This is a genomic window from Serratia sp. CY27727, assembly GCF_052169275.1.
Classification (GTDB): Bacteria; Pseudomonadota; Gammaproteobacteria; order Enterobacterales; family Enterobacteriaceae; genus Serratia; species Serratia sarumanii.
In genome coordinates this window covers 79,686-102,704 of the sequence record NZ_JBJNLB010000003.1, presented here as the reverse complement: position 1 = coordinate 102,704, position 23,019 = coordinate 79,686, and the positions used below count along the sequence as shown (strand labels likewise).

Annotated in this window: 19 protein-coding genes; 10 read left to right on the top strand and 9 right to left on the bottom strand. The window is 61.2% G+C overall.

Features of this window, described 5'->3' with window-relative positions:
- The first annotated feature begins 44 nt into the window (after positions 1-44).
- Positions 45-1,340, top strand: a complete 1,296-nt coding sequence (eno, locus tag ACJ8HB_RS10105) for a phosphopyruvate hydratase (protein ID WP_033637140.1) — start codon at positions 45-47, stop codon at positions 1,338-1,340.
- Positions 1,341-1,456: 116 nt separating this feature from the next.
- Here the strand turns inward: eno and ACJ8HB_RS10100 are convergent, their stop codons facing one another.
- From ACJ8HB_RS10100 to ACJ8HB_RS10085, 4 genes are all read right to left on the bottom strand, one after another.
- On the bottom strand, positions 1,457-2,851 hold the full coding sequence (locus ACJ8HB_RS10100) for an amino acid permease (protein WP_033652933.1): 1,395 nt from the start codon (positions 2,849-2,851) through the stop codon (positions 1,457-1,459).
- A 102-nt stretch (positions 2,852-2,953) separates the two neighbouring features.
- A complete protein-coding gene (gene hutH, locus ACJ8HB_RS10095; protein WP_033637148.1) occupies positions 2,954-4,489 on the bottom strand; it encodes a histidine ammonia-lyase in 1,536 nt (511 codons plus the stop codon).
- Entirely contained in the window at positions 4,486-6,177 is a 1,692-nt protein-coding gene (hutU, locus tag ACJ8HB_RS10090) for a urocanate hydratase (RefSeq protein ID WP_025159649.1), read from the bottom strand. The genes hutH and hutU overlap by 4 nt, the downstream gene beginning before the upstream one ends.
- Before the next feature lie 379 nt (positions 6,178-6,556).
- On the bottom strand, positions 6,557-7,897 hold the full coding sequence (locus ACJ8HB_RS10085) for an MFS transporter (protein WP_047569306.1): 1,341 nt from the start codon (positions 7,895-7,897) through the stop codon (positions 6,557-6,559).
- 326 nt (positions 7,898-8,223) lie between these two features.
- Here ACJ8HB_RS10085 and queE point away from each other — a divergent pair, with 326 nt between their 5' ends.
- Entirely contained in the window at positions 8,224-8,895 is a 672-nt protein-coding gene (gene queE, locus ACJ8HB_RS10080; RefSeq protein WP_033637150.1) for a 7-carboxy-7-deazaguanine synthase QueE, read from the top strand.
- Between the two features lie 29 nt (positions 8,896-8,924).
- On the opposite strand, the gene queD is transcribed toward queE, so the two are convergent.
- Positions 8,925-9,284: a 6-carboxytetrahydropterin synthase QueD gene (gene queD / locus ACJ8HB_RS10075; protein WP_004932638.1), complete on the bottom strand. Its 360-nt coding sequence runs from the start codon at positions 9,282-9,284 to the stop codon at positions 8,925-8,927.
- A gap of 436 nt (positions 9,285-9,720) precedes the next feature.
- On the opposite strand from queD, the gene cysJ reads away from it, so the two are divergent.
- The 3 genes from cysJ to ACJ8HB_RS10060 all read left to right on the top strand — a co-directional run bounded on the left by cysJ (position 9,721) and on the right by ACJ8HB_RS10060 (position 14,035).
- Positions 9,721-11,523, top strand: coding sequence for an NADPH-dependent assimilatory sulfite reductase flavoprotein subunit (cysJ, locus tag ACJ8HB_RS10070; protein ID WP_033649245.1), 1,803 nt, complete (start codon positions 9,721-9,723; stop codon positions 11,521-11,523).
- Positions 11,523-13,238, top strand: coding sequence for an assimilatory sulfite reductase (NADPH) hemoprotein subunit (cysI, locus tag ACJ8HB_RS10065; protein ID WP_047569305.1), 1,716 nt, complete (start codon positions 11,523-11,525; stop codon positions 13,236-13,238). Before cysJ ends, cysI begins: the two co-directional genes overlap by 1 nt.
- Before the next feature lie 62 nt (positions 13,239-13,300).
- Entirely contained in the window at positions 13,301-14,035 is a 735-nt protein-coding gene (locus ACJ8HB_RS10060) for a phosphoadenylyl-sulfate reductase (RefSeq protein ID WP_016929052.1), read from the top strand.
- Positions 14,036-14,090: 55 nt separating this feature from the next.
- Here ACJ8HB_RS10060 and ACJ8HB_RS10055 read toward each other — a convergent pair whose 3' ends face one another.
- Entirely contained in the window at positions 14,091-15,161 is a 1,071-nt protein-coding gene (locus tag ACJ8HB_RS10055) for an aminopeptidase (RefSeq protein WP_033649282.1), read from the bottom strand.
- Positions 15,162-15,422: 261 nt separating this feature from the next.
- On the opposite strand from ACJ8HB_RS10055, the gene cysG reads away from it, so the two are divergent.
- The 5 genes from cysG (at position 15,423) to ACJ8HB_RS10030 (ending at position 20,262) form a co-directional block, all read left to right on the top strand.
- Positions 15,423-16,853 carry a siroheme synthase CysG gene (cysG, locus tag ACJ8HB_RS10050; protein ID WP_047569303.1) on the top strand — a complete coding sequence of 477 codons (1,431 nt, stop codon included), beginning with the start codon at positions 15,423-15,425 and terminating at the stop codon, positions 16,851-16,853.
- A gap of 22 nt (positions 16,854-16,875) precedes the next feature.
- On the top strand, positions 16,876-17,784 hold the full coding sequence (cysD, locus tag ACJ8HB_RS10045; RefSeq protein WP_004932620.1) for a sulfate adenylyltransferase subunit CysD: 909 nt from the start codon (positions 16,876-16,878) through the stop codon (positions 17,782-17,784).
- An 11-nt stretch (positions 17,785-17,795) separates the two neighbouring features.
- Positions 17,796-19,223: a sulfate adenylyltransferase subunit CysN gene (gene cysN, locus ACJ8HB_RS10040; RefSeq protein WP_047569302.1), complete on the top strand. Its 1,428-nt coding sequence runs from the start codon at positions 17,796-17,798 to the stop codon at positions 19,221-19,223.
- Positions 19,162-19,851, top strand: a complete 690-nt coding sequence (gene cysC, locus ACJ8HB_RS10035) for an adenylyl-sulfate kinase (protein ID WP_079656228.1) — start codon at positions 19,162-19,164, stop codon at positions 19,849-19,851. The genes cysN and cysC overlap by 62 nt, the downstream gene beginning before the upstream one ends.
- A gap of 84 nt (positions 19,852-19,935) precedes the next feature.
- A complete protein-coding gene (locus tag ACJ8HB_RS10030; protein WP_004932611.1) occupies positions 19,936-20,262 on the top strand; it encodes a DUF3561 family protein in 327 nt (108 codons plus the stop codon).
- A 52-nt stretch (positions 20,263-20,314) separates the two neighbouring features.
- Here the strand turns inward: ACJ8HB_RS10030 and ACJ8HB_RS10025 are convergent, their stop codons facing one another.
- The 3 genes from ACJ8HB_RS10025 to ACJ8HB_RS10015 all read right to left on the bottom strand — a co-directional run bounded on the left by ACJ8HB_RS10025 (position 20,315) and on the right by ACJ8HB_RS10015 (position 22,739).
- Positions 20,315-21,037: an amino acid ABC transporter ATP-binding protein gene (locus ACJ8HB_RS10025; RefSeq protein ID WP_039568894.1), complete on the bottom strand. Its 723-nt coding sequence runs from the start codon at positions 21,035-21,037 to the stop codon at positions 20,315-20,317.
- Entirely contained in the window at positions 21,021-21,788 is a 768-nt protein-coding gene (locus ACJ8HB_RS10020) for an amino acid ABC transporter permease (protein WP_086556831.1), read from the bottom strand. Before ACJ8HB_RS10020 ends, ACJ8HB_RS10025 begins: the two co-directional genes overlap by 17 nt.
- Positions 21,789-21,968: 180 nt before the next feature.
- A complete protein-coding gene (locus ACJ8HB_RS10015) occupies positions 21,969-22,739 on the bottom strand; it encodes a basic amino acid ABC transporter substrate-binding protein (RefSeq protein ID WP_047569299.1) in 771 nt (256 codons plus the stop codon).
- Between the last annotated feature and the right edge of the window lie 280 nt (positions 22,740-23,019).

Below are 23,019 nucleotides of genomic sequence, written 5' to 3'. Positions count from 1 at the left end.
TGTTTGTCTGGAGTTTTAGTTTAACTTGTACTGAGGAAAACCTAATGTCCAAAATCGTTAAAGTCATCGGTCGTGAAATCATCGACTCCCGCGGTAACCCGACTGTTGAAGCCGAAGTTCATCTGGAAGGCGGTTTCGTCGGCCTGGCTGCTGCGCCGTCAGGTGCTTCTACCGGTTCCCGCGAAGCGCTGGAACTGCGTGACGGTGACAAGTCTCGTTTCCTGGGTAAAGGCGTACTGAAAGCCGTTGCTGCAGTAAACGGTCCGATTGCTCAGGCAGTACTGGGTAAAGATGCCAAAGACCAGGCGAACATCGACAAGATCATGATCGAGCTGGACGGCACCGAAAACAAATCCAACTTCGGCGCCAACGCCATTCTGGCGGTTTCCCTGGCAGCAGCGAAAGCGGCCGCAGCTTCTAAAGGCATGCCGCTGTACGAGCACATCGCTGAACTGAACGGCACCCCAGGCAAATTCTCCATGCCACTGCCGATGATGAACATCATCAACGGCGGCGAGCACGCTGACAACAACGTCGACATTCAGGAATTCATGATTCAGCCGGTTGGCGCGAAAACCCTGAAAGAAGCGGTGCGCATCGGTTCTGAAGTGTTCCACCACCTGGCGAAAGTCCTGAAAGCCAAAGGCATGAACACCGCCGTGGGCGACGAAGGCGGCTACGCGCCAAACCTGGGTTCCAACGCCGAAGCGCTGGCGGTTATCGCTGAAGCGGTAAAAGCGGCGGGCTACGAGCTGGGCAAAGACGTCACTCTGGCGATGGACTGCGCGGCTTCCGAATTCTACAAAGACGGTAAATACGTGCTGGCCGGCGAAGGCAACAAAGCCTTCACTTCCGAAGAGTTCACTCACTTCCTGGAAGATCTGACCAAACAGTACCCAATCGTGTCTATCGAAGACGGCCTGGATGAATCCGACTGGGCGGGCTTCGCTTACCAGACCAAAGTTCTGGGCGACAAAATCCAGCTGGTGGGCGACGATCTGTTCGTTACCAACACCAAGATCCTGAAAGAAGGCATCGAGAAAGGCATCGCTAACTCCATCCTGATCAAATTCAACCAGATCGGTTCTCTGACCGAAACTCTGGCGGCTATCAAGATGGCGAAAGACGCCGGCTACACCGCGGTGATCTCTCACCGTTCCGGTGAAACCGAAGACGCGACCATCGCCGACCTGGCGGTAGGGACTGCGGCTGGCCAGATCAAAACCGGTTCCATGAGCCGTTCTGACCGCGTTGCCAAGTACAACCAACTGATCCGTATCGAAGAAGCGCTGGGCGACCGTGCGCCGTTCAACGGCCTGAAAGAAGTTAAAGGCCAGTAAGTTCGACCGATTCGGTTGTTAAATAAAAACCCGCTGCGGCGGGTTTTTTTATGGCCGGCGTTTGGCCAAAAGCGCATTAAAAAACCCGCCGCAGCGGGTTTTATCAGAAGCGAGCGTTACATCTGCTGCGTTGCCGCGGTCACCGGCGAACCCCCGCCTTTCTTGCGCACCCACAGCCAGTAAGCCACGGTGAGTAAAGCGATCCACACCAGCCCGACGTACAGCGCGATGCGGCTCTCTTCGAAGTAGCCGAGCAGGCCGATGACGAATGCCATAAAGGCGGTCGCCAATGCCGGCGCCACCGGCCACCACGGCACCGGGAAGCTCAACTGACGAGTTTCTTCCGGCGACAGCGTGCGGCGCATGACGATCTGCGACAGCAGGATCATCAGCCACACCCAGACGGTGGCGAAGGTGGCGATCGAGGCGATGATCATGAAGACCTTCTCCGGGATCAGGTAGTTGAGCACCACCGCCAGCAGCAGGGCGACCGACATCACCAGCACCGTCATCCACGGCACGCCGCTGGCGGTCAGTTTGGTGAAGCTGCGCGGCGCCTGGCCGTCCTGCGCCATGCCGTACATCATGCGGCCGGCGCCGAAGATGTCGCTGTTGATGGCCGAGATGGCGGCGGTGATCACCACCACGTTCAGCACGTTGGCGGCGGAGCTGATGCCGAGGTTGCTGAAGATCTCAACGAACGGGCTGCCGTTCTGGCCGATGCTGTTCCACGGGTAGATCGCCATCAGCACCGTCAGCGTCAGCACGTAAAACAGCAGGATGCGCACCGGCACGGCGTTGATCGCTTTCGGCAGCACTTTGGCGGGGTCTTTCGCCTCGCTGGCGGTAATGCCGATGATCTCGATGCCGCCGAAGGCGAACATCACCACCGCCAATGACGCGACCACGCCGCCGATGCCGTTGGGCATAAAGCCGCCGTGCTGCCACAGGTTACTGATACCGGTAGCGTGCTGGGCTTGGCCGAAGCCGAACAGCATCACCGCCGCGCCGCCTACGATCATCGCCACGATGGCGGCGACCTTGACCAGCGACAGCCAGAATTCCAGCTCGCCGAACACCTTGACGCTGCACAAATTGAGCGCGCCGATAAACAGAATGATGCTGAGCACCCAGACCCACTGGGCGACGTCCGGGAACCACAGCCCCATATAAATGCCGAAGGCGGTGACGTCCGCCAGGGCGACGATCACCATTTCGAAGGTGTAGGTCCAACCGGTGAGGAACCCGGCCAGCGGGCCGAGATAGTGGCTGGCGTAGTGGCCGAACGAGCCGGAAACCGGCTGGTGCACCGCCATTTCACCCAGCGCGCGCATCACCATGAACACCGCTGCGCCCCCCACCAGGTAGGCCAGCAGCACGGCCGGGCCGGCCAGCTGGATGGCGCCGGCGGAGCCGTAGAACAGGCCGGTACCGATCGCCGAGCCGAGAGCCATGAAACGGATGTGCCGCGCGTTTAGTCCGCGTCTGAGTTGTGTTGTTTCGTTACGCATGTTGCTTCCCGTTAAGTGTTTGCCGAACAGGCACGCGCTGCCCGCGCCGGGTGGAACGCACCCGGCGGGGCAGAACAAACTGCGTGATTCAGTGTGTGATGATTATGCCTGGCTAGGCAGCAGCGCCGCAGGCAGCAGCGATGTCAGGTGACCGGCCGCCAAGAGTTGGCTGGCGGCTTCAATGTCGGGGGCGAAGAAACGATCCTTGTCGTAGAAACTGACATGCTCGCGCAGCAGACGGCGCGCCTGCTCCAGACCTTCCGAGGTCTTCAGGCCGTTGCGAAAATCCAGGCCCTGGCAGGCGGCCAGCCATTCGACCGCCAGAATGCCGCGCACGTTGTCCGCCATGATCCACAGGCGGCGACCGGCGGCCGGCGCCATGGAAACGTGGTCTTCCTGGTTGGCGGAGGTCGGAATGCTGTCGACGCTCGACGGGTGCGCCAGCGCTTTGTTTTCGCTGGCCAGCGCCGCGGCGGTCACCTGGGCGATCATGAAGCCGGAGTTCACGCCGCCGTTTTCCACCAGGAACGGTGGCAGTTGCGACATGTGTTTGTCCATCATCAGCGAGATGCGGCGCTCGGACAGCGAACCGATTTCGGCGAACGCCAGCGCCAGGTTATCGGCGGCCATCGCCACCGGCTCGGCGTGGAAGTTGCCGCCGGACAGCACGTCGCCCTGTTCGGCGAACACCAGCGGGTTATCCGAGACGGCGTTGGCTTCAATTTCCAGCACCTCGGCGGCCTGGCGGATCTGCGTCAGGCAGGCGCCCATCACCTGCGGCTGGCAGCGCAGGGAGTAAGGATCCTGCACTTTTTCGCAGTTGCGATGCGAGTCGGAGACTTCGCTGCGCGCGCCGAGCAGGTGGCGGTAGGCGAGGGCGGCGTCGATCTGGCCGCGCTGGCCGCGCACCTCGTGGATGCGCGCATCGAACGGGCTGCGAGAGCCCAGCGCCGCTTCCACCGTCAGGCTGCCCGCCACGGTCGCGGCGGCGAACAGGTCTTCGGCATCGAACAGGCCGCGCAGCGCGAAGGCGGCGGAGACCTGGGTGCCGTTCAGCAGCGCCAGGCCCTCTTTCGCCGCCAGCGTCAGCGGTTTCAGGCCGGCCTTAGCCAGCGCTTCGGTCGCCGGCAGCCATTGGCCCTGATGGCGCGCCTGGCCTTCGCCCAGCAGCACCAGGCTCATGTGCGCCAGCGGCGCCAGGTCGCCGGAGGCGCCGACCGAGCCCTTCAGCGGAATATGCGGATAAACTTCGGCGTTGACCAGCGCGATCAGCGCCTGGATGACTTCCAGACGAATGCCGGAGAAGCCGCGCGACAGGCTGTTGATCTTCAGCACCATGATCAGGCGCACCAGGTTGTCGTCGGTCGGCTCGCCCACGCCGGCGGCGTGCGACAGCACGATCGAACGCTGCAGGTTTTCCAGATCGTCGCGGGCGATGCGCGTCGAAGCCAGCAGGCCAAACCCGGTATTGATGCCGTAAGTGGTGCGGTTTTCTTCAACGATGCGTTCCACGCAGGCCACGCTCTGCTGGATTGGCGCGTAGGCGTTGTCGTCCAGCGTCAGCGTCACCGGGTGTTGATAGACGTCGCGTAGCTGGGCCAGCGTCAGTTTGCCTGGGCGAATAGTCAGCGCTTTCATGCTTTTTCTCCTTGGGTCGCGGCAACCATCGGCAGGTTCAGGCCTTGCTCACGGGCGCAGTCGATAGCGATATCGTAACCGGCGTCGGCGTGACGCATGACCCCGGTAGCCGGGTCATTGTGCAGGACGCGAGCGATGCGCTCGGCGGCTTCGTCGGTGCCGTCGCAGACGATCACCATGCCGGAGTGTTGGGAGAAGCCCATGCCGACGCCGCCGCCGTGGTGCAGGGAAACCCAGGTGGCGCCGCTGGCGGTGTTCAGCAGGGCGTTGAGCAACGGCCAGTCGGAAACCGCATCGGAGCCGTCTTTCATCGCTTCGGTTTCACGGTTCGGGCTGGAAACGGAGCCGGAATCCAGGTGGTCGCGGCCGATGACGATCGGGGCGGACAGTTCGCCGCGGCGCACCATCTCGTTGAACGCCAGGCCCAGCTTGGCGCGCTGGCCGAGGCCAACCCAGCAGATGCGCGCCGGCAGGCCCTGGAAGCTGATGCGCTCGCGCGCCATGTCCAGCCAGCGATGCAGGTGTTCGTCATCCGGGATCAGCTCTTTCACCATGGCATCGGTTTTGTAGATGTCCTGCGGATCGCCGGACAGCGCTGCCCAGCGGAATGGCCCGATGCCGCGGCAGAACAGCGGACGGATGTAGGCCGGCACGAAGCCCGGGAAGTCGAAGGCGTTGTCGACGCCGGTTTCTTTCGCCATCTGGCGAATGTTGTTGCCGTAGTCGAAGGTCGGCACGCCCATCTGCTGGAAGGCCAGCATGGCTTTGACGTGATCGGCCATCGACTGCTTGGCGGCGGCGACCACTTTGGCCGGTTCGGTCTGGGCGCGCTGGCGATATTCTTCCCAGCTCCAGCCTTTCGGCAGGTAGCCGTTCAGCGGATCGTGGGCGCTGGTCTGATCGGTGACCATGTCCGGGCGCACGCCGCGGCGAACCAGCTCAGGCAGGATTTCCGCCGCGTTGCCGCACAGGGCGATGGAGATGGCTTTGCCCTCCGAGGTGTATTTTTTGATGCGTGCCAGCGCGTCGTCCAAATCTTTAGCCTGCTCATCGACGTAGCGGGTTTTCAGGCGGAAATCGATGCGGCTCTGCTGACATTCGATGTTCAGCGAGCAGGCGCCCGCCAGCGTCGCGGCCAGCGGCTGCGCGCCACCCATGCCGCCCAGGCCGGCGGTCAGCACCCAGCGGCCCTGCAGGCTGCCGTCGTAATGCTGGCGGCCCGCTTCGACGAAGGTCTCATAGGTGCCCTGAACGATGCCCTGGCTGCCGATGTAGATCCAGCTGCCGGCGGTCATCTGGCCGTACATGGCCAGGCCTTTGGCGTCCAGTTCGTTGAAGTGTTCCCAGGTCGCCCAGTGCGGCACCAGGTTGGAGTTGGCGATCAGCACGCGCGGCGCGTTGCTGTGGGTTTTGAAGACGCCGACCGGCTTGCCGGACTGCACCAGCAGGGTTTCGTCTTCTTCCAGCGTTTTCAGCGTTTCGACGATCTTGTCGTAGCAATCCCAGTCGCGCGCGGCGCGGCCGATGCCGCCGTACACCACCAGCTCGTGTGGGTTCTCCGCAACTTCAGGATCGAGGTTGTTCATCAGCATGCGTAACGGCGCTTCGGTCAGCCAGCTTTTTGCGTTTAATTGTGTGCCGCGTGGCGCGCGTACATCGACATTGCGAACTTTGTTATTTGTAGTCACAGCAGTTTCCTCAAACAGTATCGGTGCAGATTCCATGCCGCGGTGGGGGATGAGTACCACGGCATAACAATGCGTAGGGTTTATTAACATATACTTGTATGTACAAGCATATGCAACACTGACCAGTTGCCGCTTAAAAGTGGCATAAGAAAAAGTTATTTTCTTTTTATATCAGTTTGATATGCGATTTTTTATCTCCGGCTTCATGTATGGAAAGCCGGAGAAAAGTGAGCTGTTCGGCAAAAATGAATTAAAAATGACTCATTTTTGGGCGGCTAGTCACAATATTTTTACAGACTGATTACAGTTGCGGCCAGGGGATAAACAAACCCTATCGCCGCAGGGAAAAAGCCCGCCGTCGGTGGCGGGCTTATCAGGGTCAGGCCGCCGGTTGCAGCGTCGGTTTGCGGCTCATTTTGCATACCGTGGCGATGGCGGCGATCAGCGCCGGCACGCACAGGAACATCAGGATGCTCTGCACCTCCCACTGCATCGCCAGCAGTTGGGCGCCCATCATGGTGCCGGCGACGCCGCCGAAGCGGCCGATGCCCTGCATCCAGGCGATGCCGGTGGCGCGGCTGTGGGTGGGGTAGAAGGTGGCCGCCAGCGTTTGCAGCCCGGACTGCGCGCCGTTCATGGTGACGCCCATCAGGAAGATGAAGGCGCCCAGCAGCACGATGTGTTTGTCCTCGGTCGCCATCGCCACGATCAGCAGGGCAGTGGCGACAAAGCCGCTCGAGACCACCTTATGCGCGTTCCAGCGATCCATCAGCCAGCCGGCCACCAGGATGCCAAGCGTGCCGCCGAAGGTGAACAGCGAGGTGAGCATCGCCGATTGCTCCAGCTGGTAACCCAGCCCCTGCATCAGGATCGGCATCCAGCTCAGCAACACGTAGTAGATTACCAGCCCCATAAAGTAGGTCAGCCACAGCATCAGCGTGCCGAGCAGGTAAGGGCGGCTGAACAGCAGGCCGACGCTGGTCTTGGTGTGCGTCAGCTTCTCTTCGTACAGGTAAAAACGCGTCACGCCGTCCAGGCTCTGGTTGACGAAGCGCTGTGCGATGCGCTTGATCTTCGCCGCATCCTGCCCGCGGTTGACCATGTATTTGACCGATTCCGGCAGCAGCAGGATCAGCAAAACCGTCAACGCCAGCGGCGCAATGGCGCCGAGCAGCAGCACGCTGTGCCAGCCGTAGCTCGGGATCAGCCACGATGAAATGGCGCCGCCGCCGGCCGCGCCCAGCGGGAAACCGCAGTACATGGTGTTGATCGCCAGCGAACGGCAGCGCTGCGGCGCGTATTCGGAGATCAGCGTGATGGCGTTGGGCATCGCCGCTCCCAGCCCGAGGCCGGTGAGAAAGCGCCACAGCGTCAGGCTGTTGAGCGAGCCGGCGTAGGCGGTGGCCAGGCTCGACAGGCCGAAGAACAGGCAGGAAAACACCAGCACGCGTTTGCGGCCGATGCGGTCGGAGATTGGTCCGGCGATCAGCGCGCCGAGCGACAGCCCCAGCAGCGCGGCGCTCAGCACCGGCCCCAGATCCTGTTTGACGATGCCCCAGTCTTTGGCGACCGAGGGGGCGATATAGCCCATGGCGGCGGTATCGAAACCGTCGATGGCGAGGATCAGGAATCCGAGAATGATCAGGGTCCAGTGAAACAGCGAAAACTTGCTGTCGTCGATGGCCTGCTGAATGTTCAACTCGCTGGTGGAATGAGTCATGGCACCCTCTAAACGCAGATGTAGTCGTGATGGATGGAACGTGGCCGAAACTGGCGCTCGGCTTGTGTTTGCTTGTATATACATCTGCGCGTCGGCGCTTTATGTCAAATATATTTATCTTATGCGTTAAATAAATGTTGTTTTTGCGAAGCAGGTTACACCGTGAATGAAAGGCCAAAGCCCGACTCACAAATTAAATGAACGCCATGGGTGGTGAGATATGCTGGCGGCGGCGCGGAGAATAAAATTTAATACAATGTTGGCCGTTTGGTCGCCGGGCCGGAATCTGCGATAATCGCTTTTTACTTTTCCAAATTGAGAAACCGATGCAGTACCCGATCAATGAGATGTTCCAAACCTTGCAGGGCGAAGGCTTTTTCACCGGCGTGCCGGCCATTTTTATCCGCTTGCAGGGCTGCCCGGTAGGGTGCAGTTGGTGCGACACCAAACATACCTGGGAAAAGGAAGCCAATCGGGAAGTCGACCTGCAACGGATCCTGGTCAAAACAGAAGAGAGCGACGCCTGGGGCAACGCCAGCGCCGAGCAGCTGCTGGCAGTGATGCGCCAACAAGGTTACACCGCGCGCCATGTGGTGATCACCGGCGGCGAACCCTGCATCTACGATCTGGCGCCGCTGACCGAGCTGTTCGAACAGCATGGCTACGGCTGCCAGATTGAGACTAGCGGCACCCACGACATTCGCTGTTCCGCCAACACCTGGGTGACGGTTTCGCCGAAGGTGAATATGCGCGGCGGCATGAAGGTGCTGGATCAGGCGCTGCGGCGCGCCGACGAGGTGAAGCATCCGGTGGCGCGCGAGCGCGACATCGAGGCGCTGGACGCGCTGCTGGCGACGCTGCAGGACGACAAGGCGCGCATTATCGCGCTGCAGCCGATCAGCCAGAAAGAAGAGGCGACCCGCCTGTGCATCGAAACCTGTATCGCGCGCAACTGGCGGCTGTCGATGCAGACCCACAAGTATCTGAACATCGCCTAAAATCAGGGCGCCCTTGGGCGCCCTTTCTTTTAACCTTTATATACGCATCCCGCAGTACAGGTCTCTTTCACCATCACCGCAGTCAGTTCCGGCAACTGGGGCTTGAGCTGCTGCCAAATCCAGGCGGCGAGCACTTCGCTGGTGGGATTTTCCAATCCTGGAATATCGTTCAGATAATGGTGATCCAGCCGCTCCCAGATCGGGGAAAACACAGCCTTGAGCTCGGCGAAATCCATCACCCAACCGGTGTGGGGATCCACTTCACCGGTCACTTCCAGACGCACCATAAACGAATGCCCATGCAGACGGCCGCACTTATGGCCCTCCGGCACGTGGGGCAAACGGTGTGCGGCTTCAAACTGAAAATCTTTAAACAGCGTGGTTGCCATTATTACGGCCTCATTGACTCAAAAACCGCCGCATAGTACCGGAAAGCGCGTCTGCTTGCCATTTATACCGTTATGGTCTACCGCCACGGCAAACGCATCCGGTTAACACTTTTTTTGTTTGGTGTTTGCGGCACCTATCGGCTGGGGTAATGAGCCGAAATGTTGAACGGTGAAAAAACGATGAAAAAAAGCGCTTTAATTTCATCTGGATAAAAAACTTTGTTTAACGGTTTAAGCGTTATCCCTTACCGGAAAAACAGCTTAGTCATTTTGGTTATGATTTATTGCTATCCCTTATTTAATCGTTGCTATTCTGCTCGGTAACCTTACAAACTCTCCTGATCTTTTCCGCACACCCGACGCAGCGAAGAGACAGCGACTGACACTGGCGCGCGCCTGGCAGGAAAGGCGCTAAGTATAGGAAATAAGTACAGCAATGACGACTCAGGCTCCTCCAACATCTTTGCTCCCGCTGACGCCCGAACAGCTGGCGCGCTTGCAGGCGACGATCGGCGACTATTCGCCGACGCAGCTGGCGTGGCTGTCCGGCTATTTTTGGGGCATGGTCAATCAACAGCCCGGAGCCGTGGCCATTGCGCCTGTCGCCCCTGCGGCTGCCGCCGGCATCACCATCATTTCCGCTTCGCAGACCGGCAATGCGCGCCGCCTGGCGGAGCAGCTGCGCGACGATCTGCTGGCCGCCAATCTGAGCGCCACGCTGATCAGCGCCGGCGACTACAAGTTCAAGCAGATAGCTCAAGAGCGCCTGCTGGTGATCGTCGCCTCTACGCAGGGGGAAGGCGAGCCGGCGGAAGAAGCGGTGGCGCTGCATAAATTCCTGTTCTCGAAGAAGGCGCCGAAGCTGAATGACACCGCTTTTGCGGTGTTCGGGCTGGGCGACACCTCTTATGAGAATTTCTGCCAGTCTGGTAAGGATTTCGACGGCAAGCTGGCCGAGCTGGGCGCCGAGCGCCTGGTGGAGCGCGTGGACGCCGACGTGGAGTACCAGGAACTGGCCGCCGCCTGGCGCAAACAGGTGGTGTCGGTGCTGAAGGCGCGCGCGCCGGCGGAAAGCGCCGCACCGGGCGTGTTGGCCAGCGGCGCGGTCGATCTGATCGACAGCAGCCCGTACAGCAAGGAACAACCGCTTACCGCCCAGCTTGCGGTCAATCAGAAAATTACCGGCCGCGCGTCGGATAAAGACGTGCGCCATATTGAAATCGATCTGGGCGACTCCGGTTTGCGCTATCAGCCGGGCGATGCGCTCGGCGTATGGTTCGACAACGATCCGGCGCTGGTGGACGAACTGGTGCAGCTGTTGTGGCTGAAAGGCGACGAGCCGGTCGAGGTGGAAGGGCAAACCCTGCCGCTGGCGCAGGCGCTGCGCAGCCATTTCGAACTGACGCAGAACACCACGCCGATCGTCGATAAATACGCCGCGCTGTCGCGCGACGAAACGCTGATCGGCCTGCTGGCGGATAAAGCCGCACTGCAGCAGTACGCGCACAACACGCCGATCGTCGACATGGTGCGTCAGGCGCCGGCGGATCTGAGCGCCGAACAGCTGGTCGGCCTGCTGCGCCCGCTGACGCCGCGTCTGTACTCCATCGCCTCTTCGCAGGCGGAGAACGAAAGCGAAGTCCACATCACCGTGGGCGTGGTGCGTTACGACATCGACGGGCGCGCCCGCAGCGGCGGCGCCTCCGGCTTCCTGGCGGATCGCCTGGAGGAAGACGGCGACGTGCGGGTGTTTATCGAACACAACGACAACTTCCGCCTGCCGGCCAACCCGGAAACGCCGGTGATCATGATTGGCCCGGGCACCGGCATCGCGCCGTTCCGCGCCTTTATGCAGCAGCGCGACGCCGACGGCGCCGGCGGCAAAAACTGGCTGTTCTTCGGCAACCCGCACTTCACCGAAGATTTCCTGTATCAGGTCGAATGGCAGCGCTACGTGAAAGATGGCCTGCTGACCCGCATCGATCTGGCCTGGTCCCGCGACCAGCAACATAAAATATACGTACAAGACAAACTGCGCGAACAGGGCGCGGAAGTGTGGCGCTGGATTCAGGAAGGCGCGCACATTTACGTCTGCGGCGATGCCAATCGCATGGCGAAAGACGTGGAAAACACATTACTGGAACTGGTGGCCGAGCACGGTGGCATGGATACCGAGCAGGCGGATGAATTTTTAAGTGAGCTGCGCCTTGAGCGCCGTTATCAGCGAGATGTTTACTGATGAGTGATAAACACCCCGGGCCTTTGGTAGTCGAAGGCAAACTGGCCGATGCGGAGCGCATGAAGAAGGAGAGCCACTTCCTGCGCGGCACCATCGCCGAAGATTTGAACGACGGCCTGACCGGCGGCTTCAACGGCGACAACTTCCTGCTGATCCGTTTTCACGGCATGTATCAGCAGGATGACCGCGACATTCGCGCCGAACGCGCCGAGCAGAAGCTGGAGCCGCGCCACGCCATGATGCTGCGCTGCCGCCTGCCGGGCGGCATCATCAGCCCTCAGCAGTGGCTGGGCATCGACAAGTTCGCGCAGGAGAGCACGCTGTACGGCAGCATTCGCATCACCAACCGCCAGACGTTCCAGTTTCACGGCATTCTGAAAGGCAACGTCAAACCGGTGCACCAGCTGCTGAACCGCCTGGGGCTGGACGCGTTGGCGACCGCCAACGACGTTAACCGCAACGTGCTGTGCACCTCCAACCCGGTGGAATCCGAGCTGCATCAGGAAGCCTACGAGTGGGCGAAGAAGATCTCCGAACACCTGCTGCCGCGCACCCGTGCCTACGCTGAGGTGTGGCTGGATCAGGAGAAGGTGGCCACCACCGACGAAGAGCCGATTCTGGGGCCGACCTACCTGCCGCGCAAATTCAAAACCACGGTGGTGATCCCGCCGCAGAACGACGTCGATCTGCACGCCAACGACATGAACTTCGTGGCGATCGCCGAAAACGGCAAGCTGGTAGGCTTCAACCTGCTGGTGGGCGGCGGGCTGTCCATCGAACACGGCAACAAGAAGACCTACGCGCGGCAGGCCAGCGAATTCGGCTACATTCCGCTCGAGCATACGCTGGCGGTGGCGGAAGCGGTGGTGACCACGCAGCGCGACTGGGGCAACCGCACCGATCGCAAGAACGCCAAAACCAAATACACGCTGGAGCGCGTCGGGGTGGACGTTTTCCGCGCCGAAGTGGAAAAGCGCGCCGGTATCACCTTCGCGCCGGTCCGGCCGTATGAATTCACCGGCCGCGGCGATCGCATCGGTTGGGTGAAGGGCATCGACGATCAATGGCACCTGACGCTGTTTATCGAGAACGGCCGCCTACTGGACTATCCGGGGCGTCCGCTGAAGACCGGCATGGCGGAGATCGCCAAGATCCATAAAGGCGACTTCCGTCTGACGGCGAACCAAAACGTGATCATCGCCGGCGTGCCGGCAAGCGAGAAGGCGAAGATCGAAGCCCTGGCGCGCGATCATGGCCTGATCGACGACGAGATCAGCGAGCAACGCAAGAACTCGATGGCCTGCGTATCGTTCCCGACCTGCCCGTTGGCGATGGCGGAGGCCGAGCGCTTCCTGCCGCAGTTCGTCACCAAGGTGGAAGGGATCATGCATCGGCACGGGGTGGGCGACGAGCATATCGTGCTGCGCATCACCGGCTGCCCGAACGGCTGCGGCCGCGCGCTGCTGGCGGAGCTGGGGCTGGTGGGCAAGGCGGTCGGCCGCTATAACCTGCATTTGGGCGGCAACCGCGAAGGCACGCGCATTCCGCGCATGTACCGCGAGAACATCAGCGAAGACGAGATCCTGAACGAGATCGACCTGCTGGTGGGGCGCTGGGCGAAGGAGCGCAACGCCGGCGAAGGCTTCGGCGACTTCACCGTTCGCGCGGGCATCGTCAAACCGGTGCTGGATCCGGCGCGAGATTTCTGGGAGTGAGGCCGGGCGGCCCCTGGGGCAGAGGGGCCGCACAGGTAATTTCAAGTAGCAGGAGAGACAACATGGCTGAATTCGATCTGGCGGCGCTGAACGCGTTGCCCAAATCCGGGCAGGCGCTGGCATTGGCGGTGGTCAACGGCCAACTGGAGACCCTCAGCGCCGAACAGCGCGTTGCATGGGCGCTGGAGCATCTGCCCGGCGAGTTCGTACTCTCGTCCAGTTTCGGCATTCAGGCGGCGGTATGCCTGCACCTGGTAACGCGCATCCGGCCGGATATCCCGGTGATCCTGACCGACACCGGTTACCTGTTCCCGGAAACCTACCGCTTTATCGATCAACTGACCGACCAGCTGAAGCTGAATCTGCAGGTGTTCCGCGCCGAACAGTCTCCCGCCTGGCAAGAGGCGCGCTACGGCAAACTGTGGGAGCAGGGCGTGGAAGGGATTGAGAAGTACAACCAGATCAACAAGGTCGAGCCGATGAACCGCGCGCTGGAGACGCTGGGGGCGCAGAGCTGGTTCGCCGGCCTGCGGCGCGAGCAGTCCGGCAGCCGCGCCAATCTGCCGGTGCTGGCGGTGCAGCGCGGGGTGTTCAAGATCCTGCCGATCATCGACTGGGACAACCGCAAGATTTACCAGTACCTGACCGAACATGGGCTGAGCTATCACCCGCTGTGGGAGCAGGGCTACCTGTCGGTAGGCGATACCCACACCACCCAGAAGTGGGAGCCGGGCATGAGCGAGGAAGAGACGCGTTTCTTCGGCCTGAAGCGCGAGTGCGGCCTGCACGAAGGCTAAACGGCGCGATCAACATGACGGGGCTCAGCAGTGCTGAGCCCTGTTTTTTTGCGGACTACTTTTTCTTCTGTGCTTTCGGCGGGTGCGCCTGCGCCAGCTCTTTGATCAGCGGCAGCAGGATCTGCACGCTTTCGCGGCTGCGTTTGTCGATCCGCCCCGGCAGATAGCGATCCAGATACTGCAGGTTGTCATACTGCGGGCGGTGCCAGGTGATGCCCTGCGGGAAGTGCGGGCTGACGGCGCGCTGCTGGTAGCCGTCCTTGTCGCCCAGCGACCAGTTGGTGGCCTCCACTGACAGCACCGGGATGCCTGCGGCGTCGAACACCTCTTGATCGGAGCAGCAGCCGGTGCCCTTCGGATGCTGGGCGCTACCCGGATTGCTGGCGGCGGCGATGCCGTAGCGGTGGGCGATATCCAGCGCGCGATCGCGGGAGCGTTTCGCCATTTGCGGCGGCGTGTTGCGCCCGGCGTTGAAGTACAGACGATCGCCGGTGATCAGGCTGTCGAGGTTGATCACCAGCACGGTGTTGCTTTTCTCTTCCGCGCTCATGCGTTGCAGGTAGTTTTGTGCGCCCAGCGAGCCGATCTCTTCGGCACTGGTGGCGACGAAGCGCAGGCCGTAGGCGGTGGGGATGCTTTTCAGGCGCTCCGCCAGTTCCAGCATCACGCCGATGCCGGAGGCGTTGTCGTCGACGCCCTGCAGCGTCAGGCCGCCGAGGTTGTTATCCAGGTCTTCGTCGCTCTGCGGCGTGTAGGTGTCGAAGTGGGCGACAATCACTATTTGTTTCGGGCTGTCGCCGTTGCGGGCGGCGATCACCGAGCTGGCGGTGACGTTGTTCCAATTCTTCTTGCCGTCTTTGCTGGTGTAGAGATAGCGCGTGTTGACGCTGCGAATATCGCTTTGATAACCCATCTTGCTGAACTGCTGCTTCAGGTAGTCGGCGGTGAGCAATTCGGCCGGGCTGCCCGCCATGCGGCCGGGGAAGTAAGTGGCGATGTGGCGGGTCTGTTCGGCGGCGAAACGGCCCATTGGCGCGTCTTTTGCGGGCTGTGCGGCACAAACGCTGAAGACGCCGCCGAGTGCGAGGGCCAGCAGGCTGGTCTTCAGGTAAAAACGGGAAAACATACCGAAAAATCCTTCTTTGCTATCGGCGCTGCCGATCATTTTTCTTCGGCACCCAGTATGAGACGCCGGGCGGCATTACACAATTTCCCCGTCTCTTAATTTTCGCGCGAATGCGCAAACCGTCGCCGCAGTTATCACCGTTTGCCTCTGGCGTTGCGGCCTATATTCCATAAAGGAACTAATCATTCCTTTTCGTCATTTCAGAGGCTAAATCTCAGCCCGTATAGTCACACTATCTTTCTGTTATATGAAAAGGCTGTTGTGGACTATCTACCAATATTTGCCGACCTGAAACAACGTCCGGTGCTGGTCGTTGGCGGCGGTGACGTGGCTGCGCGCAAAGTCGATCTGCTTCAGCGCGCCGGGGCTGAAATACGGATAGTTGCGCAGTCGCTCTCACCGGAACTGGAACAACAACGTCAGCAAGGGCAACTGCTCTGGCTGGGGAAAACCTTTGACCCGCAACAGCTGGACGACGTGTTTCTGGCGATCGCCGCCACGGACGACAACGCGCTGAATGCCGCGGTGTTCGCCGAGGCGGATAAACGCCGGGTGTTGGCCAACGTGGTGGACGATCAGCCGCGCTGTTCGTTCATCTTCCCGTCGATCATCGATCGCTCGCCGCTGGTGGTGGCGGTGTCGTCCAGCGGCCAGGCTCCGGTGCTGGCGCGGTTGCTGCGCGAAAAGCTGGAGGCGTTGCTGCCCGCCAGTTTGGGGCAGATGGCGCAGGTGGCGGGCCGCTGGCGCGGCCAGGCCAAACAGCGGCTGGCCTCGATCGGCGAACGTCGTCGTTTCTGGGAGAAAGCCTTCGGCGGCCGTTTCGCCACGCTGGTGGCCAACGGCCAGACGGCGCAGGCGGAGCGGCAGCTGGAGCAGGATTTGCAAAGCTTCGCCGCAGGCGATGAAGGCGCGCAGGGCGAGATAGCCCTGGTGGGCGCCGGGCCGGGCGACGTGGGGCTGTTGACCCTGCGCGGGCTGCAGGTGATGCAGCAGGCGGACGTGGTGCTGTATGACCACCTGGTCAGCGGCGAGATCCTCGATCTGGTGCGCCGCGACGCCGAACGCATCTGCGTGGGCAAGCGCGCCGGCGCGCACTCGGTGATCCAGGAAGAGACCAACCGGCTGCTGGTGGAGCTGGCGCAGCAGGGCAAACGCGTGGTGCGTCTCAAGGGCGGGGATCCGTTCATCTTTGGCCGCGGCGGCGAAGAGCTGCAGGTGGCCGCCGCCGCCGGCATTCCGTTTCAGGTGGTGCCGGGTGTCACGGCCGCCGCGGGGGCGACCGCCTACGCCGGCATTCCGCTGACGCACCGCGACCACGCGCAGAGCGTGACCTTTATCACCGGCCACTGCCGCCCCGACGGCGATGGTCTGGACTGGGCCGATCTGGCCCGGGCGCGGCAGACGCTGGCTATCTACATGGGCACCATGAAGGCGGCGGACATCAGCCAACGCCTGATCGCCCACGGCCGCGCTGCCGATACGCCGGTGGCGGTGATCAGCCGCGGCACGCGCGCCGATCAGCAGGTGCAGATCGGCACGCTGGATCAACTGGAACATCTGGCCCAACGGGCGCCGCTGCCGGCGCTGCTGGTGATTGGCGAAGTGGTGGAACTGCACCATCAAATCGCCTGGTTCGGGCATCAATCGCAGACGGAAGGGGCCGCGCGCCCGGCCGTCGTGAATTTGGCATAGGCAAGGCTTTTAAGGATCTGTTATGGACGAAAAACGACTCACTCATTTGCGGCAATTGGAGGCGGAGAGTATCCATATCATCCGTGAAGTCGCCGCTGAATTCGCCAATCCGGTGATGCTGTATTCCATCGGTAAAGACTCTTCCGTGATGCTGCATCTGGCGCGCAAGGCGTTCTTCCCCGGCACGTTGCCGTTCCCGCTGCTGCACGTCGATACCGGCTGGAAGTTCCGCGAAATGTACGAATTCCGCGATCGCACCGCGAAGGAGTACGGCTTCGAGCTGCTGGTGCATAAAAACCCGGAAGGGGTGGCGATGGGCATCAACCCGTTCGTGCACGGCAGCGCCAAGCATACCGACATCATGAAGACCGAGGGCCTGAAGCAGGCGTTGAACAAGTATGGTTTCGACGCCGCCTTCGGCGGTGCGCGGCGCGACGAGGAGAAATCGCGCGCTAAAGAACGCATCTATTCGTTCCGCGATCGCTTCCACCGCTGGGATCCGAAAAACCAGCGGCCGGAGCTGTGGCACAACTACAACGGCCAGATCAACAAAGGGGAGAGCATCCGCGTCTTCCCGCTGTCGAACTGGACCGAGCTGGATATCTGGCAGTACATCTTCCTGGAAAAGATCGACATCGTGCCGCTGTACCTGGCGAAACCTCGCCCGGTGGTGGAGCGCGACGGCATGCTGATGATGGTGGACGACGATCGCATCGATCTGCAGCCGGGTGAAGTGATCAGCCAGCGCATGGTGCGTTTCCGCACCCTGGGGTGCTGGCCGCTGACCGGCGCGGTGGACTCGCAGGCGCAAACCCTGCCGGAGATCATCGAAGAGATGCTGGTCTCCACCACCAGTGAACGCCAGGGGCGGATGATCGATCGCGATCAGTCCGGCTCGATGGAGCTGAAAAAGCGTCAAGGGTATTTCTAAGGAGCCGCCGGATGAACAACGCAATCGCACAACAAATCGCCGAGCAGGGCGGCGTCGAATCCTATCTGCACGCGCAGCAGCACAAGAGCCTGCTGCGCTTTCTGACCTGCGGCAGCGTCGATGACGGCAAAAGCACCCTGATTGGCCGCCTGCTGCACGATACCCGCCAGATCTACGAGGATCAGCTGTCGACGCTGCACAGCGACAGCAAACGCATCGGCACCCAGGGCGAGAAGCTCGATCTGGCGCTGCTGGTGGACGGCCTGCAGGCCGAGCGCGAGCAGGGCATCACCATCGACGTGGCCTATCGCTATTTCTCGACCGAAAAACGCAAATTTATCATCGCTGATACCCCGGGGCATGAGCAGTACACCCGCAACATGGCCACCGGTGCCTCCACCTGCGATCTGGCGATCCTGTTGATCGACGCGCGCAAAGGGGTATTGGACCAGACTCGCCGCCACAGCTTTATCGCGACCCTGCTGGGCATTCGCCATCTGGTGGTGGCGGTGAACAAGATGGATCTGGTGGACTACCAGGAAGCGGTGTTTGAGCAGTTCAAACAGGATTACCTGACCTTCGCCCAGCAGCTGCCAGGCGATCTGGACATCAAATTCGTGCCGCTGTCGGCGCTGGACGGCGACAACGTGGCGAGCGAAAGCGCCCATATGCCGTGGTACAGCGGCCCGACGCTGCTGGAAGTGCTGGAGAGCGTGGACGTGGTCAGCGAGCGAGAAAACCAGCCGCTGCGCTTCCCGGTGCAGTACGTCAACCGCCCGAACCTCGATTTTCGCGGCTATGCCGGCACGCTGTCCGCCGGCGTGGTGCGGGTGGGGCAACGGGTCAAGGTGCTGCCTTCCGGCGTGGAGTCCAGCGTGGCGCGCATCGTGACCTTCGACGGCGATCTGCAAGAGGCGGTGCCGGGCGAGGCGATTACGCTGGTGCTGAAGGATGAGGTGGACATCAGCCGCGGCGATCTGCTGGTCGACGCCGGCGAAAGCCTGCAGGCGGCGCAGAGCGCGCTGGTGGACGTGGTATGGATGGCCGAGCAGCCGCTGGTGCCGGGCCAGAGCTACGACATCAAGATCGCCGGTAAAAAGACCCGCGCCCGCGTGGAGAGTATCCGCCATCAGGTGGAGATCAATACGCTGGCGCAGCACCCGGCAGACACGTTGCCGCTTAACGGCATCGGCCTGGTGGAGCTGACCTTCGACGAGCCGCTGGTGCTGGACAGCTATCAGAGCAATCACGACACCGGCGGGCTGATCTTTATCGATCGCATGAGCAACGTCACGGTGGGTGCCGGTCTGGTGCGTGAAACGCTGCAGGCCACCCCGGCGGCGCACGGCGAGTTCAGCGCTTTCGAGCTGGAGTTGAATGCGCTGGTGCGCAAGCACTTCCCGCACTGGGGCGCGCGCGATCTGCTCGGTGGCCGATAAGGTGGCCGCTGAACTGAGGGCGACCGGGCCGGACGATGAGAACGTGGTTTGGCATCCGCACGCGGTGACGCGCGCGGATCGCGAAGCGCGCAACGGCCACCGCGGCGCGGTGCTGTGGTTTACCGGGCTGTCCGGCTCGGGCAAATCCACCGTCGCCGGCGCGCTGGAGCAGGCGCTGCACGGGCTCGGCGTCAGCACCTATCTGCTGGACGGCGATAACGTGCGCCACGGCCTGTGCCGCGATCTCGGCTTCTCGGACGAAGATCGGCGCGAGAACATCCGCCGGGTGGGGGAAGTGGCCAAACTGATGGTGGATGCCGGGCTGGTGGTGCTGACCGCGTTCATTTCGCCGCACCGCGCCGAGCGGCAGATGGTGCGCGAAATGCTCGGCGACGATCGCTTTATCGAAGTGTTCGTCGACACGCCGTTGGCGATCTGCGAGGCGCGCGATCCGAAGGGATTGTATAAAAAAGCGCGCGCCGGCGAGCTGCGCAATTTCACCGGCATCGACGCGGTTTACGAGGCGCCGCAGCAGCCGGAAATCCACCTCGATGGCCAACAATTGGTAACAAATTTGATTGCGCAATTGTTAGACGTGTTGCGTGGTCAGGCTATTATCAAACCCTGAATTCAAAAAAAGCGTGTGGCGTTTTTCGCCATGCGCTTTTTACTCTAAGCCGCCGCAGAGCGAGCCGAATAACCAGGGATCACTATGCAAAATGTCACGCCTATCTTGATCGACTCCAAGCAGTCAAAACAGGAGAGAGAGGAGCCTTCTTATTCTTTCCTGGGCGGCGTCAGCGGCTTTGTTTTCTACTGGCTGGCGTTTGCGTTGCCGTTCCTGGTTTACGGTTCCAACACGCTGTTTTTCCTGCTCTATACCTGGCCGTTCTTCCTGGCGCTGATGCCGCTGTCGGTGCTGATCGGCATCACCCTCAGCATGCTGTTGCGCGGTCGTCTGATCCTGACGCTGCTGCTGACCGGCGCCATCGTGCTGTGCCTGTTCTGGCTGGTGTTCAGCTTCTTGACCGGGTGGTGAGAGAGCGGGCGCCGCTGCCGGCGCCCGAAGGATTGCAAAGCGGTGCCGAAGGTTACAAAACTTTGCTCAGAAACGCCTGTGTGCGCGGATTGGCCGGATGGCTGAAGATCTGCTGCGGCGCACCTTCCTCCTGAATGATCCCCTGATCGATAAACAGCACCCGATCGGCCACCTCGCGGGCAAAGCCCATCTCATGCGTGACCACCACCATGGTCATGCCCTCGTGGGCCAGCGATTTCATCACCGCCAACACTTCGCCCACCAGCTCCGGATCGAGCGCGGAGGTGGGTTCGTCGAACAGCATGATCTTCGGTTCCATCGCCAGCGCGCGGGCGATGGCCACCCGCTGCTGCTGGCCGCCGGACAGGCTGTTGGGGTAGGCGTCGATCTTGTCGAGCAGCCCGACCTTGCGCAGCAGCTGTTCGGCTTGTGCGATGGCTTCGGCGCGCGGCCGTTTCTTCACGCTCACCGGCGCCATGATGATGTTTTCCAACACCGTCATGTGCGGGAACAGGTTGAAGCGCTGGAACACCATGCCCACGCTTTCACGCATCTTGTTCAGGTCGGTTTTCTGATCGTGGACGGCGAAGCCGTTGACCTCGATCTCGCCGCCGGAGAGCGTTTCCAGCGCGTTGATGCAGCGCAGGAAGGTGCTCTTCCCGGAGCCGGAAGGGCCGATGACGCACACCACTTCGTTGGCGGCGATCCGGCAGGAAATGCCGCGCAGCACGTGGCTCTCGCCGAACTGTTTTTGCAGGTTATGTACGCGAATCACTTTTACCGAACCTCTTTTCCATGTGTTGCACCAGCAGCGAGAGCAGGAAGGTGATGACCCAATAGACCAGCGAAATGGTCAGGTAGGGCTCCCAGTAGGTGGCGTAGGCGCCGGAGACGGTGCGGGCGGCATAGGCCAGATCCGCCAGGCCGATGGCGGAGGCCAGCGACGAATCCTTGACGATGGCGATGGCGTTGTTGCCCAGCGGCGGCAGCATGCGGCGGAAGGCCTGCGGCAGGATCACCTGGCGCATGGTCTTGCCGTAGCTCATGCCCAGCGAACGCGAAGCTTCCATTTGGCCGCGGTCGATAGACTGGATCCCGGCGCGGAAGATTTCCGACACATAGGCGCCGGCGTTGAGCGTGATCGCCACCACGCAGGAGAGAAAGGCGCCGTAGTCGGCGCGCAGCGCGCGGGCGAAATCGACGCTCATCAGGCCGCTGGTGACCAGCAGGCCGTCGCGCGGGTTGATGAACAGCGGCACCAGCGCGAAGTGCACGACCATGATTTGTACGAACAGCGGCGTGCCGCGAAAGGCGCTGATGTAGATGCGCACAGGCCACTGAACGCCGTAATGCAGTATGGGTTTCCAGATGCCGTGCGGCGCCTGCGCCAAACGACCCAGCCCGAGGATCAATCCCCAGGTGGTGCCCAGCAGCACGCAGATAATGGTGCATTTGATGGTCATCCAGGCGCCTTCCATAAACAGCGGCGCGTATTCCTGGATAATCTCCCAGCGGAAGTTCAAGATCAGATCCTTATTTAAGCGTGTTAAGGCTACTGCGCGTTGTCATCTTGGGATTGGGCAGTGCTCGCCATCCTCATGGACTGCGTGTCCACTCCGGTGGCTGTGCGCTGGCCGCACCCAATATGACTTAGCTCGCTACGCCTGTTTATTTACTGGCCGACTGCGCTGAGGCGCGCCAGTTGATTATTCCGCCGGCAGCGTCGGTACGTTGCTGTCGAACCAGGTTTGGTAGATCTTGGCGTAGGTGCCGTCGGCGACGATCTTCTTCAGGCCGGCGTTAATCTTGTTACGCAGTTCGTCGTTGCCTTTGGCGACGGCGATGCCGAAATACTGGCGCTCGAACTTGGCGTCGGGCACCAGCTTGAAGGCTTTCTCAGGGTGGGTTTTGATATAGAACTTGGCCACGCCGACGTCGCCGACCGCCGCGCCGATGCCGTCTTCATACAGCTCTTGCAGCATCAGCGGCGTATTGTCGAAGCGCTTGATGGCGGTGCTGTTTTTGCCCAGCACATCGGACACCACGATGTCGCCGGTGCTGGAGTTCACCACGCCGACCTTCAGCGCTTTCAGCGCGGCGATGGAATCGACCGTCGAGTCTTGCGGCACGACGATGGCCTGTTCGGCCGGGAAATAAGGCGCAGAGAAATCAACCATTTGTTTGCGCTTGTCGGTGATGGTGATGCCGGAAATGATGATGTCGCGATCGCCGGAATTCAGCGTGGCGAAGATCCCTTCCCACGGCGTATTGATCAGTTTGATTTGGAAGCCTTCGGCCTTGGCCACCGCTTCGATGATGTCGATGTCGAACCCTTCCAGCTGTTTTTGGCTGTTTTCAAATTCGAACGGTCGATAGGTGCCGCCGGAGCCGACGACGTAGGTAGGTTCAGCCGCCAACGCGGCGGTGGAGAAGGTGGCGGCCAGGCAGGCGCCGATCAGAACTAAACGTTTTAACATCGCGATCCCCGATAATGAAAGGTTATACATTGGAATTATTTATGCACTAGTAGTGCATAAAAATAAGATTCAATGAATGAAAGTGCAACCGCTGCATGAGGATTATTCTTTCTATGGTGGTAAATATTCATTTTTTGCATTGCTGTGGCGTAAGCGATGGGCCGGTAAGCGGCGGTGCAGTGATTCTTGCTGCATAATGGAGGAAGGGCAGTGTGTGCCTCATCGGAAAATGCGCCACGCGTGCCGGGCAAAAGGGGCTTTTTTTGCCGCTTTCGCCGCG

Excerpts from the sequence above, each read along its gene's own strand:
- eno (WP_033637140.1), top strand. The coding sequence starts at position 45 with ATGTCCAAAATCGTTAAAGTCATCGGTCGTGAAATCATCGACTCCCGC.
- ACJ8HB_RS10100 (WP_033652933.1), bottom strand. The coding sequence starts at position 2,851 with ATGCGTAACGAAACAACACAACTCAGACGCGGACTAAACGCGCGGCAC.
- hutH (WP_033637148.1), bottom strand. The coding sequence starts at position 4,489 with ATGAAAGCGCTGACTATTCGCCCAGGCAAACTGACGCTGGCCCAGCTA.
- ACJ8HB_RS10085 (WP_047569306.1), bottom strand. The coding sequence starts at position 7,897 with ATGACTCATTCCACCAGCGAGTTGAACATTCAGCAGGCCATCGACGAC.
- queE (WP_033637150.1), top strand. The coding sequence starts at position 8,224 with ATGCAGTACCCGATCAATGAGATGTTCCAAACCTTGCAGGGCGAAGGC.
- queD (WP_004932638.1), bottom strand. The coding sequence starts at position 9,284 with ATGGCAACCACGCTGTTTAAAGATTTTCAGTTTGAAGCCGCACACCGT.
- cysJ (WP_033649245.1), top strand. The coding sequence starts at position 9,721 with ATGACGACTCAGGCTCCTCCAACATCTTTGCTCCCGCTGACGCCCGAA.
- cysI (WP_047569305.1), top strand. The coding sequence starts at position 11,523 with ATGAGTGATAAACACCCCGGGCCTTTGGTAGTCGAAGGCAAACTGGCC.
- ACJ8HB_RS10060 (WP_016929052.1), top strand. The coding sequence starts at position 13,301 with ATGGCTGAATTCGATCTGGCGGCGCTGAACGCGTTGCCCAAATCCGGG.
- ACJ8HB_RS10055 (WP_033649282.1), bottom strand. The coding sequence starts at position 15,161 with ATGTTTTCCCGTTTTTACCTGAAGACCAGCCTGCTGGCCCTCGCACTC.
- cysD (WP_004932620.1), top strand. The coding sequence starts at position 16,876 with ATGGACGAAAAACGACTCACTCATTTGCGGCAATTGGAGGCGGAGAGT.
- cysN (WP_047569302.1), top strand. The coding sequence starts at position 17,796 with ATGAACAACGCAATCGCACAACAAATCGCCGAGCAGGGCGGCGTCGAA.
- cysC (WP_079656228.1), top strand. The coding sequence starts at position 19,162 with ATGCGCTGGTGCGCAAGCACTTCCCGCACTGGGGCGCGCGCGATCTGC.
- ACJ8HB_RS10030 (WP_004932611.1), top strand. The coding sequence starts at position 19,936 with ATGCAAAATGTCACGCCTATCTTGATCGACTCCAAGCAGTCAAAACAG.
- ACJ8HB_RS10015 (WP_047569299.1), bottom strand. The coding sequence starts at position 22,739 with ATGTTAAAACGTTTAGTTCTGATCGGCGCCTGCCTGGCCGCCACCTTC.